11 protein-coding genes are annotated in these 14,847 nt (G+C 54.0%); 2 read left to right on the top strand and 9 right to left on the bottom strand.

The features are described 5' to 3' along the window. Nucleotides 1-15 precede the first annotated feature (15 nt). The 9 genes from lpxK to OKF39_RS08710 all read right to left on the bottom strand — a co-directional run bounded on the left by lpxK (nucleotide 16) and on the right by OKF39_RS08710 (nucleotide 11,662). Nucleotides 16-993 carry a tetraacyldisaccharide 4'-kinase gene (gene lpxK, locus OKF39_RS08750; protein WP_126345196.1) on the bottom strand — a complete coding sequence of 326 codons (978 nt, stop codon included), beginning with the start codon at nucleotides 991-993 and terminating at the stop codon, nucleotides 16-18. Continuing rightward, nucleotides 990-2,738 carry a lipid A ABC transporter ATP-binding protein/permease MsbA gene (gene msbA, locus OKF39_RS08745; protein ID WP_028012570.1) on the bottom strand — a complete coding sequence of 583 codons (1,749 nt, stop codon included), beginning with the start codon at nucleotides 2,736-2,738 and terminating at the stop codon, nucleotides 990-992. Before msbA ends, lpxK begins: the two co-directional genes overlap by 4 nt. Before the next feature lie 36 nt (nucleotides 2,739-2,774). Next, on the bottom strand, nucleotides 2,775-5,039 hold the full coding sequence (locus OKF39_RS08740) for a ComEC family protein (protein WP_479983684.1): 2,265 nt from the start codon (nucleotides 5,037-5,039) through the stop codon (nucleotides 2,775-2,777). Between the two features lie 214 nt (nucleotides 5,040-5,253). Continuing rightward, on the bottom strand, nucleotides 5,254-5,541 hold the full coding sequence (gene ihfB, locus OKF39_RS08735; protein WP_008499965.1) for an integration host factor subunit beta: 288 nt from the start codon (nucleotides 5,539-5,541) through the stop codon (nucleotides 5,254-5,256). A gap of 170 nt (nucleotides 5,542-5,711) precedes the next feature. Beyond that, nucleotides 5,712-7,385, bottom strand: coding sequence for a 30S ribosomal protein S1 (gene rpsA / locus OKF39_RS08730; protein ID WP_008499966.1), 1,674 nt, complete (start codon nucleotides 7,383-7,385; stop codon nucleotides 5,712-5,714). Nucleotides 7,386-7,496: 111 nt separating this feature from the next. Then, complete coding sequence (gene cmk / locus OKF39_RS08725; protein WP_013097305.1) at nucleotides 7,497-8,180, bottom strand: (d)CMP kinase; 684 nt, start codon at nucleotides 8,178-8,180, stop codon at nucleotides 7,497-7,499. A gap of 185 nt (nucleotides 8,181-8,365) precedes the next feature. After that, on the bottom strand, nucleotides 8,366-9,649 hold the full coding sequence (gene aroA, locus OKF39_RS08720) for a 3-phosphoshikimate 1-carboxyvinyltransferase (protein WP_309264861.1): 1,284 nt from the start codon (nucleotides 9,647-9,649) through the stop codon (nucleotides 8,366-8,368). Nucleotides 9,650-9,718: 69 nt separating this feature from the next. Next, nucleotides 9,719-10,807 (bottom strand): 3-phosphoserine/phosphohydroxythreonine transaminase, encoded by a 1,089-nt coding sequence (gene serC / locus OKF39_RS08715; RefSeq protein ID WP_479983683.1) that lies wholly within the window; start codon nucleotides 10,805-10,807, stop codon nucleotides 9,719-9,721. A 162-nt stretch (nucleotides 10,808-10,969) separates the two neighbouring features. Further along, entirely contained in the window at nucleotides 10,970-11,662 is a 693-nt protein-coding gene (locus OKF39_RS08710; protein WP_028012566.1) for a DUF421 domain-containing protein, read from the bottom strand. Nucleotides 11,663-11,789: 127 nt separating this feature from the next. Here OKF39_RS08710 and ycaO point away from each other — a divergent pair, with 127 nt between their 5' ends. Continuing rightward, nucleotides 11,790-13,550: a 30S ribosomal protein S12 methylthiotransferase accessory factor YcaO gene (gene ycaO, locus OKF39_RS08705; RefSeq protein WP_333061332.1), complete on the top strand. Its 1,761-nt coding sequence runs from the start codon at nucleotides 11,790-11,792 to the stop codon at nucleotides 13,548-13,550. 406 nt (nucleotides 13,551-13,956) lie between these two features. After that, nucleotides 13,957-14,814: a formate transporter FocA gene (gene focA, locus OKF39_RS08700; RefSeq protein ID WP_028012564.1), complete on the top strand. Its 858-nt coding sequence runs from the start codon at nucleotides 13,957-13,959 to the stop codon at nucleotides 14,812-14,814. Nucleotides 14,815-14,847 lie beyond the last annotated feature (33 nt).

The raw sequence follows: 14,847 nt of genomic DNA, 5'->3' as shown, positions 1-14,847 counted from the left end.
GAACCGCGTAAGCCTCTACTGCACCAACGCAATCAGTTCCTTAAGCAATTGTTCCGGCTGTTCGCCGCTGAGTTCAGCGTCAACGGGCAGATACCACCAGTTATCTTTCGCAAAGGCACGGCATTTCACCGCATCTTTTTCGGTCATAATGAGCGTCTGGCCAGGCGCGGTAAGCGCCTCAACCTGCTCTGCCACCAGCGCCTGATGGTCAGCCAGCGGAACGCGTTTTTCCAGCCGGGCGCCACACTGTTCCAGCGTCGCGAAGAAGCGCGGCGGATGACCAATACCCGCCATAGCCACCAGCGAAGGCAGTTCTGCAACCGCCCGGCGTTCACCCGTCACCAGGTTGACCGCCATTCCCGGTAACAGACGCATAGGAATTTCACCCGACTTTGCTTCACCGCCGTTAACAATCACCGCATCAACGGACTTCAGACGCGAAGCCCGTTCACGCATGGGGCCAGCGGGCAGCCACCAGCCGTTGCCGAAACGACGCACGCCGTCGATAACTACAATCTCTTTATCACGCGCCAGAGCGTAATGCTGCAGGCCATCGTCAGTAATAATGATTTGTACTGCATGCGCGGCAAGCAGCGCCTGCACGGCGTCGCTGCGCACCGGGGAGACCGCAACCGGCGCGCCGGTACGCTGGAAAATCAATACTGGCTCATCACCCGCTTCTGCGGTCGTGGTTTCCGCCGACAGCAGCAATGGGTAGTGCGCCGCTTTACCACCATACCCACGCGACACCACGCCGGGGCGGATGCCGCGTTTTTGCAACTGCTCCACCAGCCAGATCACCACTGGCGTTTTGCCGTTGCCGCCCGCCGTGAGGTTACCTACCACGACTACCGGAACCGGCGCGCGCCAGGCACGCTTGATCCCCAGACGGTAAAACAGGCGAATAATGCCGCTCACCAGGCCGTACAGCCAGGAGAGCGGCAAAAGCAGCAGCCACAGCGGGGATTCACCGGACCAGATGCGTGCAATCATTCGCCGAACTGCATCTTATGAAGCTGGGCGTAAACGCCACGATGTTCCAGCAGATCGGCATGGCTTCCGCGTTCAACAATGATGCCGTCCTCAACCACGACGATCTCATCTGCCTGCTCAATAGTGGACAGACGGTGCGCAATCACCAGCGACGTACGGTTCTTTTGCAGTTCATCCAGCGCCGACTGAATCGCGCGTTCAGATTCCGTATCCAGTGCAGAGGTTGCTTCGTCCAGGATCAGTATCGGGCTATCGCGCAGCAGCGCGCGCGCAATGGCAATACGCTGGCGCTGACCGCCGGAGAGCAGTACCCCGTTTTCACCGATGATCGTATCCAGACCGTTATCCATCTTGTTGATAAAGTCCATTGCATACGCCATACGCGCGGCGTTCTCAATCTGCTCGCGGCTGTACTCGTCAGTGCGTGCATAAGCAATGTTGTTGGCAACCGTATCGTTGAAGAGATGCACGTTCTGAGAAACCAGCGCAACCTGGTTACGCAGCGACTGCAGGGTGTACTCCCGCAGATCGTGACCATCCAGCAGGATCTCACCTTCGTTAATATCGTAGAAACGAGTGATGAGGCTCGCAATGGTGGATTTACCGGAGCCGGAGCGGCCTACCAGCGCAACGGTTTTACCTGCCGGAATCGTCAGGTTGATATTGCGCAGAGCCGGCGTTTCGCGGCCTGGATAGGTGAAGGTCACGTTGCGGAACTCCACGTCGCCACGCGCGCGCTCTACCTCGCGTGTACCTTCGTCTTTTTCCTGTTCAGAATCCAGAATGCTGAACAGCGTCTGGCAGGCGGCCATCCCGCGCTGGAACTGGGCGTTCACGTTGGTCAGGGATTTCAGCGGGCGCATCAGGGCAATCATCGAGGAGAAGACTACGGTGATAGTACCCGCCGTCAGCGTCTCCATTACGCTCGGGAAGCTTGCCGCATAAAGAACGAACGCCAGCGCCAGTGAGGCAATCAGCTGAATGATCGGATCAGAGATGGAAGAGGCCGAGACCATCTTCATCCCCTGCAGACGCATTTTGTTGCTGACTTTGTCAAAGCGTTTGGTTTCAACTTCCTGACCGCCGAAGATCAACACTTCTTTGTGCCCTTTCAGCATCTGTTCTGCGCTGGTCGTCACCTGCCCCATGGTGTTCTGCATATTCTTACTGATATTGCGGAAGCGCTTTGAGACGACGCGGATAGCAATGGACACGACCGGTGCCAGCACGATAAGGATCAGCGACAGCTGCCAGCTGTAATAGAACATCATTGCAAACAGACCGATGATCGACGCCCCTTCGCGCACGACGGTAATCAGCGCGCTTGAAGAGGAGGAGGCAACCTGCTCTGAATCGTAGGTAATACGAGACAGCAGCGTCCCGGTGGATTGCTTGTCAAAGAATGAGACCGGCATGCCCATCATGTGGCTGAACAGACGACGGCGCATGGTCATAACCACTTTCCCGGAAACCCAGGAAATGCAGTAGCTGGAGATATAGCTGGTGATACCACGTAAGATCATCAGCCCGATAACCACCAGAGGCATCCATAGCAACACTGAGCGATCCGTTTTACCAAAACCGTCGTCCAGTAACGGTTTGAGGAGCGATAACATAAAAGTATCGCTGGCTGCGTTGAGGATTAACGCTACACCCGCCACGATCAGGCCTGCTTTAAAGGGTGCAATCATCGGCCAGAGTCGGCGGAAGGTTTGCCACGTGGAGAGATCTTTGTCGTTATGCATTCAAAAAACCAGCATTTGTTGAAATAGCCGCATATTCTACCCGTTATCTACGGGCGCGCCAAACCACTGATGATACCAGGGGGGTAAAAATTGATCCCGCACGCGCCGGATTTGCCAGCGATGGTGCGAAAATGTCACCGATATTTGCCCGGAATGGGGGGTATCGTGCCAGATATATCCCTCTTTTCGATAGCGCCGGACTACTTTAGCCGACGGGAATCGCCATGCGTTATAGCGGGCCGCTGAATCCAGCGCAATCTCCCCTTCCAGGCGCTGTACCAGCGGCAATGAAGACGAGGTATTGCTGCCGTGATGAGGTACCTGTATGAGGGTGGACGTCAGATGCTGCCAGTAATGGCTAAGCATAGCCTGTTCTGCCTGTGCTTCAATGTCTCCCGTCAGCAGAACGCTCTGCTCGCCGTCGTCAATTTTTACCACGCAAGAGTGATTGTTACCATGAGCCGGATAATTTTCAGTGGGCCAGTGGACGGTGAAGGTTAACCCCTGCCATTGCCATCTTTGCCCGCGAAAGCAGGGACGATGCCCGGTCTGGTGCAACGGACTTCTTACCCACATTTCGGGCCATGTTTTTTGCAGCGATACAAGGCCTCCCGCATGGTCGAGATGCTCATGGCTGAGAATAACGCCTTCCGGCTGCAGATGATGCCAGCGCAGCCATGGAATAATTAACCGCTGTGCACTATCCCCGCCCGGCCAGGCAAGCCCGGTATCGTAAAGAATGGCTTTTCCCTGTCGTTCAATAACCATTGCCAGTCCCTGCCCCACGTCCAGCATATGGAGCGTCCAGGCGTCGCTTTTCGCCGTCCGCCAGAGGGGAGAAGCCAGCAAGACACATCCCGCCAGACAAACGGCAGGAACGGTTTTCCAGGCACGGAAACGCCAGCCGATGAGGATAAGCCACGGCAGTAACGTCATGTACTGCCAGCGCTGGTCCACACTCTGCCAGCCGTCTGGCAGGCGCATCAGCAACCAGAACAACCCGGCAAGCGTCTTATCGGCTGCATACCAGATGCCGCTTTCCAGCCCCGCCAGCGGCAGCAGATGGAGCAGCATGCCGAGTAAAATCAGCGGTACGCAGACAAACGTCACCAACGGCACGGCAAAGAAATTGGCGATCAACGATGAAATGCTAAAGCCATGGAAAATCAGAACCTGTAGCGGCATGAGAAGTAACAGCATGCCTACCTGCAGATAGACAAGGTTCAGCAGCGGACGTATCCGGCGAGCCCACTGCCAGTGAGGAAGCGGCAACCACTGAAACCAGAAAATCAGCGCGGCGACGGCAAATGCAGACAAAAGCAGACTCTGCGAAAGTATGGCTAAGGGATCGCTTACCAGGATCGCCGCGACACAGCAGATCCACACCTGCCATGGAGACCATTGCCGGGAACCGATCCGCAGCGCCGCCAGTACAGCAAGTGCGATGACCGTGCGTAGCGCGGGTGGTTGCAGACCGGTCAGCCAGGCGTAGAAAGCAGCAAAGAATAACCCTGCCAGCAGGGGCATTTGCCAGTTGACCCGATGGCAAGGTAATAAAAACTGAAGCCCGCGCCCAAGAAACCAGACGATGGAGGCCGCCAGCGCGATATGCAGACCCGAAATCGCCATCAGATGCAGCGTGCCGGTTTCACGCATCAGGTCTTTTATTTCCCTGGGGACATCCAGACGTTCTCCCATGCCCAGCCCGAGGATAACCGCGCCCCAGCGATAAACTGAAAGTCGGTTTTGCAGCGATGTCAGGTATTGCGCTCGCAGGCTGCAGCGTCCATCGATGAGTTCTGCATGGGTAAAACGCCCACTTAGCGTTTGATGGCGGGCAATAGCGCTGCGCTGGGGGTCATACCCTCCGTCGTTCAGTTCGCCGTGTACAGGCCTGAGCCGGAGCGTCATCGCCCAGCGCTGACCGGCACACGCTTTCTGCGGCAGATAATGACCATAAAGCGTTACGCCTGTTGACGCCCACCAGCGCTGGCCATCAATGGTGAGTATTTTTCCCTGATGCACAGTGGCACCATCAGTCGCGGCGATCTCCACCTCGGCCTGTACGGCACCTGCGGTTAAATGCTGCATCGGCCAGACGCTCTCTTGCGCGGCCAGAATGCCCCACACGCAAAATAACAGCGTCATCCCCACATACTTCAGCCGTACGTTTTGGCGTGCGGCCAGTGCAACCCCGCCAGCCATCATTATCCAGATGGTATAACGCGATGGCAGTTCAGGTAACCAGAGTAACGGGGCTATCGCCAGAATGGCGCAGATACCTAAATCGGGAATTCCCATTGCTACCTCCCTGTTTCTGGGTGGCAGTATGCGGGCAGATCGAGCGGGGTGTCAGGTATGAAAAATGCAATCTACAGCAAGCGCTGCAAGGTTTTTAGCGCGTTGCAGAAAACGCAACTTAAAATGCGAGACACCTTCAGAATGAAAGTGACGGAGACAAAAAAAGCACCCGCAGGTGCTTTCTTTCGAACCCAGTTTAACCGGCTGGCTAAACTCAGTTGCCGTAAATATTGGCGCGATCGCGCAGTTCTTTACCCGGCTTAAAGTGTGGAACGTACTTCCCTTCCAGCTCGACTTTATCACCAGTTTTCGGGTTACGCCCGGTACGTGGAGCACGATAGTGCAGAGAAAAACTACCGAAACCGCGGATTTCAATGCGCTCGCCCTGGGCAAGAGTGGAGGCCATATGCTCCAGCATCTCTTTTACGGCATCTTCCACTGCCTTGGCAGGGATATGCGGTTGCTGACTGGCAAGTCTTTCAATCAATTCTGACTTGGTCATGATTCCTCCGGTTCCTTTCAAACCAATTAGCTGAACAGCTCATTAAACAAGGGCGGCCGTAGCCGCCCTTTGTTATTGATTACAGGACGAATCCTGCAATCTGTCAAGTCTGCTCATCATCCTTCGCGCTGTAAATGCGTTACAGCTCAAATGATGCTGAGAACCTGATATTACTCGCCTTTAGCTGCTTTGAAAGCTTCAGCCATTGCGTTGTTAGAGAAGTTTGCATCTTCCTGTTTGTTAACAGTTGCGATTGCATCTTTCTCATCAGCTTCGTCTTTAGCACGAACAGACAGGCTGATTGCACGGTTCTTACGGTCAACACCGGTGAACTTAGCTTCAACGTCGTCGCCTACGTTCAGAACCAGAGTGGCATCTTCAACGCGGTCACGTGAAGCTTCAGAAGCGCGCAGGTAACCTTCAACGCCGTCAGCCAGTTCTACGGTTGCGCCTTTAGCGTCAACTGCAGTCACTTTACCGTTTACGATTGCGCCTTTCTTGTTCAGTGCAACCCAGTTGTTGAACGGATCTTCTGCGAGCTGTTTAACGCCCAGGGAGATACGCTCACGCTCTGCGTCAACCTGCAGAACAACTGCAGCGATTTCGTCGCCTTTTTTGTATTCACGAACTGCTTCTTCGCCTGCAACGTTCCAGGAGATGTCAGACAGGTGAACCAGGCCATCGATGCCGCCGTCCAGGCCGATGAAGATACCGAAGTCAGTGATAGACTTGATTTTACCTTCAACACGGTCGCCCTTGTTGTGGGTTTCCGCGAACTGCTGCCATGGGTTGTTTTTGCACTGCTTCAGGCCCAGGGAGATACGACGACGTTCTTCGTCGATATCCAGAACCATCACTTCCACTACATCACCAACGTTAACAACTTTGGATGGGTGGATGTTTTTGTTGGTCCAGTCCATTTCGGAAACGTGCACCAGGCCTTCAACGCCTTCTTCGATTTCAACGAAGCAGCCGTAGTCGGTCAGGTTGGTTACGCGACCAGTCAGTTTAGTACCTTCTGGGTAACGCTTAGCGATAGCTACCCATGGATCTTCGCCCAGCTGTTTCAGGCCGAGGGATACACGAGTACGCTCGCGGTCGAACTTCAGCACTTTAACAGTGATTTCGTCGCCCACGTTCACGATTTCGCTTGGGTGCTTAACGCGTTTCCACGCCATGTCGGTGATGTGCAGCAGGCCATCAACGCCGCCCAGGTCAACGAATGCGCCGTAGTCAGTGAGGTTCTTAACGATACCTTTGACTTCCATGCCTTCCTGCAGGTTTTCCAGCAGCTGATCGCGTTCTGCGCTGTTTTCGGATTCGATAACGGCACGACGGGAAACAACAACGTTGTTACGCTTCTGGTCCAGCTTGATTACTTTGAACTCAAGCTCTTTGCCTTCGAGGTGCAGGGTGTCACGGACTGGACGAACGTCTACCAGTGAACCTGGCAGGAACGCACGAATACCATTCAGCTCAACAGTGAAGCCACCTTTAACTTTGCCGTTGATAACACCGACCACAGTTTCAGCTTCTTCGTAAGCTTTCTCCAGCGTGATCCATGCTTCGTGACGTTTAGCTTTCTCACGAGACAGCAGGGTTTCGCCGAAGCCGTCTTCTACTGCGTCCAGAGCAACGTCAACTTCGTCACCAACCTGGATTTCCAGCTCGCCCTGGGCGTTTTTGAACTGCTCAGCCGGAATGGCGGACTCAGATTTCAGACCGGCGTCAACCAGTACTACGTCTTTGTCGATAGCAACAACAACACCGCGAACGATGGAACCCGGACGGGTTTCGATTTCTTTTAAGGATTCTTCAAACAGTTGAGCAAAAGATTCAGTCATGTTTAATCTTCAGGTTAATATTAACGTCCACCTGGCTCCGTGCCGGATGGGGTTGTTTCACATACCCGCCGTCAATCCATTGCAGCGGGGGTACTGCTAAATCGGTCGCGATTACGCGAGTGCCAGTTTTTGGCGCGCATATTGTAGCGCTTTTTCAATCACTTGCTCAATAGTTAAACTGGTTGAATCCAGAACTAATGCATCTTCTGCAGGAACAAGCGGTGCGACGGCGCGGTTACGATCGCGGTCATCGCGCTCTTTTATCTCGGATAAAAGGCGATCAAAGTTAACACTAAACCCCTTTTCCTGCAACTGAAGCATACGGCGTTGAGCACGTTCTTCCGAAGAGGCGTCAAGGAAGATTTTTACTGGCGCATCAGGGAAGACCACGGTTCCCATGTCGCGTCCATCAGCGATCAGACCCGGGGCTTCACGAAACGCTCGCTGGCGACGCAGCAGTGCCTCGCGAACGCGTGGGAAAGCCGCCACCTGGGAGGCCGCATTAGCGACTTCCTGCGTACGGATTTCGCCGCTCACGTCTTCCCCTTCCAGGATCACTTCCAGGTTGCCATCGGTAGAAACAAAACGCACATCCAGATGCGCAGCCAGCGGTACCAGCGCTTCTTCAGAGGCGACATCCACGTGATGATGCAGCGCAGCCAGCGCCAGCACGCGATAGATTGCTCCCGAATCTAAAAGATGCCATTGCAATGCTTCCGCCATCGCTTTGCACAGAGTACCTTTCCCTGCGCCACTCGGCCCATCAATGGTGATTACCGGGGCAACTGCCGTCATCTTTTTCTCCTTAAATAAGGCATACCGTTAACATGAACGCCGCGCATTATACGCGCCAACGTGCGCAACTGTTACCTTTGCGTGCAAATTACGGAATGATAGAAGCAGAGTGTAGAAGAAATGAGCGGGAAAGATCGTCAGGAAGCGTAAGGAAATGCCGCATCAGGTGATGCGGCAAGACTTCATCATGCCAGGGTGCTAATGCGCGCCAGCTGTTCGAAATAGTCCGGGAAGGTTTTCGCCGTACATTTCGGATCGAGAATGGTCACAGGGGTATCGGACAGCGCCACCAGCGAGAAACACATCGCCATACGGTGATCGTTATAGGTCCCGATTTCAGCAAAGTTCAGTTTTGCCGGAGGGGTAACGCGAATGTAATCTTCGCCCTCTTCTACCTCAGCGCCGACTTTACGCAGCTCGGTTGCCATCGCGAACAGGCGGTCCGTCTCTTTTACGCGCCAGTTATAAATGTTGCGCAGCGTGGTGGTGCCTTTGGCAAACAGCGCCGCCGTGGCAATGGTCATCGCCGCATCCGGGATATGGTTCATGTCCATGTCGATGGCGTTCAGCTCACCGTGGGTACAGGAGATGAAATCATCCCCCCAGGTGACAACCGCGCCCATTTTTTCCAGCACGTCAGCAAAACGAATATCGCCCTGCACGCTGTTGCGGCCAATGCCGGTCACTTTTACCGTACCGCCTTTAATCGCGCCAGCGGCAAGGAAATAGGATGCGGATGAAGCATCGCCTTCAACCAGGTAGTTGCCCGGCGACTGGTACTGCTGCGCGCCGCGAACCACGAAACGCTGATAAGACTGGTTTTCAACCTCAACGCCGAAGGTTTTCATCAGATGCAGCGTAATATCAATATACGGTTTGGAGACCAGCTCACCTTTAATCGTGATAACCGTATCCTGCGGGGCCAGCGGCGCGGTCATCAGCAGCGCCGTCAGGAACTGGCTGGAGACGCTGCCGTCAACCTCGACGGTACCGCCGGTAAAGCCCCCGCGCAGACGCAGTGGCGGGTAATTTTCCTGCTCCAGATACTCAATCTGCGCGCCGCCCTGACGCAGGGCATCTACCAGATGGCCGATCGGACGTTCCTTCATGCGCGGCTCGCCGGTCAGCACGATGTTATTGCTCCCGAGGCACAGGGCCGCCGCCAGCGGACGCATCGCGGTCCCCGCGTTACCCAGAAACAGCTCAAGCTCGTCATTCGCCTGCAGCGCGCCGCCGTTGCCGGTCACTTCGCAGCGGGTGCGATCGTCAGAGAGTGTGTAATGAACGCCCAACGCTTTCAGCGCATTGAGCATATGGCGCACGTCATCGCTGTCCAGCAGGTTGGTGAGGACGGTGGTGCCGTTTGCCAGAGCTGCCAGCAGCAGAGCGCGGTTCGAGACACTTTTTGAACCAGGCAGATTGATGGTGCCATCTACCCGCGCGATAGGTTGTAACGTCAGGGATTCCATGAAAACTAAACTCTCAACTCAACATAATAAAAACCCCGCAGGGACGCTGCGGGGGTGAAAAACAGCAAATTAACCGTGACGACGTTCGAAGTCGATCATGAAATCGGTCAGGGCTTTAACGCCTTCCAGCGGCATGGCGTTATAAATGGAAGCACGCATCCCGCCCACCACACGATGGCCTTTCAGCGCGTGCAGACCCGCCGCGAACGACTCTTCCAGGAACACGCTGTCCAGGCTGCTGTCTGCCAGCTGGAACGGTACGTTCATGCGGGAACGGTTCGCTTTCGCCACATCGTTACGGTAGAAATCGCTCTTGTCGATCGTGCCGTACAGCAGTTCGGCTTTCTGCTGATTGATCTTGTCCATCTGCGCCACGCCGCCGTTTTGCTTCAGCCATTTGAAGACCAGGCCGGAGAGATACCAGGCAAACGTAGGTGGGGTGTTGAACATGGAGTCGTTGTCATTCAGGACGGTGTAATCCAGGATTGACGGGCAGGACTTATGGGCTTTCCCCAGCAGGTCTTCACGGACGATGACAATAGTCAGCCCAGCAGGACCGATGTTTTTCTGAGCACCTGCGTAAATGACGCCGTAGCGGCTGACGTCCAGCGGAGTGGACAGAATGGTTGAAGAGAAGTCCGCCGTCACAATGACATTGTCGCCAAAGTCTGGCTCTTCGTGAATGGCGATGCCGTCGATGGTTTCGTTCGGGCAGTAGTGGAGATACGCGGCGTTGTCAGACACCTGCCACTCGCTCATCGGCTTCACGGCGCGCAGACCGTCAACGGTCACTTTGGCGTCGATAACGTTCGGCGTGCAGTATTTGTGCGCTTCTTTTAACGCACTGGCTGCCCAGTAGCCGGCATCGACGTAATCAGCGGTGGTTTTGTCGCCCAGCAGATTGAGCGGGATGCCCGCAAACTGACCGCGTCCACCGCCATGGCAGAACAATACTTTGTAGTTCGAGGGAATGTTCAGCAGATCGCGAAAATCCTTTTCTGCCTCTTCCGCCACCTGAATAAACGCTTTACCCCGGTGGCTGATTTCCATCACCGACGTACCCAGACCGTTCCAGTCACACAGTTCCTGTTGAGCCTGTTTGAGTACGTCTGCCGGTAACATTGCCGGACCAGAACTGAAATTAAAAACTTGAGCCATTTCCCCTCACCACGCTAAAAGCCATAAGTTATAACTGTGGATATCGGTTTTATCATTCAGTGACACGCGCCGCAATGTCTAAAACTTATGACCGGGGAAATGTGCCCTTCGTCACACAAAACAATCTGCCGCCTCGTCGTCACAAAACCGACAAAATCGCTGTCAGACGAGGCGTTTAGCCCGGCTAACCTTTGTCCATTCCGGATTTGCACAACGAGGGCATAATTGATGATCGCCCGCATGCATTCCCACAACATGACTACATTTTATACATGCATACTCCCCGGTTTCAGGTATCACCCTGAACCGTTCTACTAACATATCCGGCAGGATACACAGGCCGGGCTTAACGTCGTCATCAGCATAGTAATAGACGCTGATTTGCCCATTGGTTTCCATGATCGCCAGCCGCACCTGTCCGAGCTGTTCAACGCTATTCAGGCGCAGCTCCATAAAGAACTCAAACTCGGTCATATTGGCACTTTGCACATTTTCCCAGGCCAGCTGACCGTCCTCGACAATAACGACCGGTTTCCCTTCAAGCAGATCTTCCAGCTTTTCACTTTTTGACATCAGCCACATCACCAGCCGGTAAAGCAAGGCGAGGGAAACAAAAACGATAAACACCGGCACCATCGGCACGTCGTCATAAAACGCGACGTCCCCCGCCGCCGAGCCCAGCGTCAGGATGATCAGCACTTCAAACAGCGACATCTGACGAACGCCACGACGGCCGGTAATTTTGAGAAACAGGAAGACGAGTACGAAGGTATACAGGCTGCGCAGCGCCACTTCGCCCAGAAATTCAGGTGGAACTTTATCAAACGCCATCCGCTGGAGATCAAATGCTTTCATTTTTCTATGCCTTAACAGTCAGTTACTGCTACTAAGCATAGCCCAGCCATTTATTTTCGCCGGAGATAGCACCCGTCACGCAAAACCCGTATCATTGCGCGCTTTACGTACGATAAAAGTGAACGCCATGACTCAAACGTTTATCCCCGGCAAAGACGCCGCTCTGGAAGATTCCATCGCTCGCTTCCAGCAGAAACTGACCGACCTGGGCTTTAACATCGAAGAAGCCTCCTGGCTGAACCCGGTGCCTCACGTCTGGTCCGTGCACATTCGCGACAAAGACTGCGCGCTCTGCTTTACCAACGGTAAAGGTGCGACGAAAAAAGCGGCACTGGCCTCTGCGCTGGGTGAGTATTTTGAGCGTCTGTCCACCAACTATTTCTTCGCTGACTTCTGGCTGGGTGAAACCATCGCCAACGGCCCGTTCGTTCACTATCCGAACGAAAAATGGTTCCCGCTGACCGAAGACGATGAACTGCCGGAAGGCATTCTGGATGGCCGTCTGCGTGCCTTCTACGATCCGGAAAACGAACTGACCGCCAGCATGCTGATCGATCTGCAGTCTGGGAATGAAGAGCGTGGGATCTGCGCCCTGCCGTTCACCCGTCAGTCTGACGAGCAGACCGTCTATATCCCGATGAACATCGTCGGCAACCTGTATGTGTCTAACGGTATGTCCGCCGGTAACACCCGCAATGAAGCGCGCGTGCAGGGTCTCTCTGAAGTCTTCGAGCGTCATATCAAAAACCGCATTATTGCCGAATCCATCAGCCTGCCTGAAATTCCGGCAGACGTGCTGGCGCGCTACCCGGGCGTGGTGGAATCCATCGCCAAACTGGAAGCGGAAGGTTTCCCAATCTTTGCGTATGACGGCTCGCTGGGCGGTAAATATCCGGTTATCTGCGTCGTGCTGTTTAACCCGACTAACGGAACCTGCTTCGCCTCCTTCGGCGCGCATCCTGACTTCGGCGTGGCGCTGGAGCGTACCGTGACCGAGCTGCTGCAGGGCCGTAGCCTGAAAGATCTCGACGTATTCACCCCGCCAACGTTTGACGATGAAGAAGTGGCCGAGCACACCAACCTCGAAACCCACTTCATCGACTCCAGCGGTTTGATCTCCTGGGATATGTTCAAGCAGGACGCGGACTATCCGTTCGTGGACTGGAGCTTTGCCGGTACCACCGAAGAAGAGTTCGCTATATTGATGGCAATCTTCGACGCCGAAGATCAGGAAGTCTACATTGCCGACTACGAACACCTGGGCGTTTACGCGTGCCGCATCATCGTACCTGGCATGTCCGATATCTACCCGGCGGAAGATCTGTGGCTCGCAAACAACAGCATGGGCGCGCACCTGCGTGAAACCCTACTCTCCCTGCCGGGCAGCGAGTGGGAAAAAGAAGATTATCTCAACCTGATAGCCCAGCTGGACGATGAAGGCCACGATGACTTTACCCGCGTGCGCGAGCTGCTGGGTCTGGCGACCGGGAAAGACAACGGCTGGTACACGCTGCGCATCGGTGAACTGAAAGCGATGCTGGCCCTCGCGGGCGGCGATCTGGATCAGGCTCTGGCCTGGACAGAATGGACCATGGAGTTTAACCAGTCGGTCTTCTCCGCCGAGCGCACCAACTATTACCGCTGCCTGCAAACCCTGCTATTACTTGCACAGGAAGACGATCGCGAGCCACTGCAGTACCTGAACGCTTTCGTACGTATGTACGGTGCTGAAGCGGTTGAAGCCGCCAGCGCGGCGCTGAGCGGTGAAGAGCCGTTCTACGGTCTGCAGGCGGTTGACAGCGATCTGAAAGCCTTCCCGGCGCATCAGTCTCTGCTGAAGGCCTATGAAAAGCTGCAGAAAGCAAAAGCCGCTTACTGGTCAAAATAAGCGCATATAACATTAACGGCAGTAGGCGTATTCAATCGTCTGGGCTATATTACGGGGCAATTTCATTGCCCCTTTTTTTATTCTCTTCGGCAATGATTGTTGATTGTAATAATAAAGTTAAACACGGGTAAATATAATAATATTTGCCTGGGCTTTATTGTTACTTTTTATGGTAAATACTCCATATTAATTAACTGTTTCGAAGGGGGCCGAACGAAAAAATTCAACTCTTTTCATAACTTTTAAAATTTATTTTTATACGGATAATCAAATACTTACTCCGCATTTGTTGTAAAACCATACATACTGCGGGCCTATAAGCCAGGCGAGATATGATCTATATCAATTTCTCTTCTATAATGCTTTGTTAGTATCTCGTCGCCGACTTAATAAAGAGAGAGTTAGTGTGAAAGCTGACAACCCTTTTGATCTTTTACTCCCCGCCGCGATGGCAAAAGTTGCCGAAGAAGCGGGTGTCTATAAAGCAACGAAACACCCGATGAAGACGTTCTATCTGGCGATCACCGCTGGTGTGTTCATCTCTATCGCTTTCGTCTTCTACATCACCGCCACCACCGGTACTGCCGGAATGCCTTTCGGCATGGCCAAACTGATTGGCGGCATTTGCTTCTCACTGGGTCTGATTCTCTGCGTCATTTGCGGCGCCGACCTCTTCACCTCAACGGTGCTGATTGTTGTGGCGAAAGCCAGCGGAAGAATTACCTGGGGTCAACTGGCGCGCAACTGGCTTAACGTCTACGTTGGTAACCTGATTGGCTGTCTGCTCTTTGTTCTGTTGATGTGGCTCTCTGGCGAGTATATGACCGCCAACGGTGGCTGGGGGCTTAATGTCCTGCAAACCGCTGACCACAAAATGCATCACACATTTATCGAAGCCGTTGCTCTCGGCATCCTCGCAAACCTGATGGTCTGCCTGGCGGTCTGGATGAGCTACTCTGGCCGTAGCCTGATGGATAAAGCCATGATTATGGTTCTGCCGGTTGCGATGTTTGTTGCCAGCGGCTTCGAGCACAGTATTGCGAATATGTTCATGATCCCGATGGGGATTGTTATCCGCAACTTTGCAAGCCCGGAGTTCTGGACCGCAGTTGGTTCATCCCCGGAAAGTTTCTCTCACCTGACTATTATGAATTTCATTACTGATAACCTGATCCCCGTCACTATCGGGAACATTATCGGTGGGGGTCTGTTAGTTGGGTTGACATACTGGGTCATTTACCTGCGTGGCGGCGACCATCATTAATGGTTGTCTCAGGCAGTAAATAAAAAATCCACT

The organism is Enterobacter cloacae complex sp. HYC042_NIDB (genome assembly GCF_056673315.1).
This window is presented reverse-complemented; position numbering and strand designations above follow the sequence as displayed.

Bases quoted from the DNA above. Each gene is read 5' to 3' on its own strand.
- msbA (WP_028012570.1), bottom strand. From the start codon at position 2,738: ATGCATAACGACAAAGATCTCTCCACGTGGCAAACCTTCCGCCGACTC.
- lpxK (WP_126345196.1), bottom strand. From the start codon at position 993: ATGATTGCACGCATCTGGTCCGGTGAATCCCCGCTGTGGCTGCTGCTT.
- OKF39_RS08710 (WP_028012566.1), bottom strand. From the start codon at position 11,662: ATGAAAGCATTTGATCTCCAGCGGATGGCGTTTGATAAAGTTCCACCT.
- aroA (WP_309264861.1), bottom strand. From the start codon at position 9,649: ATGGAATCCCTGACGTTACAACCTATCGCGCGGGTAGATGGCACCATC.
- ycaO (WP_333061332.1), top strand. From the start codon at position 11,790: ATGACTCAAACGTTTATCCCCGGCAAAGACGCCGCTCTGGAAGATTCC.
- ihfB (WP_008499965.1), bottom strand. From the start codon at position 5,541: ATGACCAAGTCAGAATTGATTGAAAGACTTGCCAGTCAGCAACCGCAT.
- rpsA (WP_008499966.1), bottom strand. From the start codon at position 7,385: ATGACTGAATCTTTTGCTCAACTGTTTGAAGAATCCTTAAAAGAAATC.
- serC (WP_479983683.1), bottom strand. From the start codon at position 10,807: ATGGCTCAAGTTTTTAATTTCAGTTCTGGTCCGGCAATGTTACCGGCA.
- OKF39_RS08740 (WP_479983684.1), bottom strand. From the start codon at position 5,039: ATGGGAATTCCCGATTTAGGTATCTGCGCCATTCTGGCGATAGCCCCG.
- cmk (WP_013097305.1), bottom strand. From the start codon at position 8,180: ATGACGGCAGTTGCCCCGGTAATCACCATTGATGGGCCGAGTGGCGCA.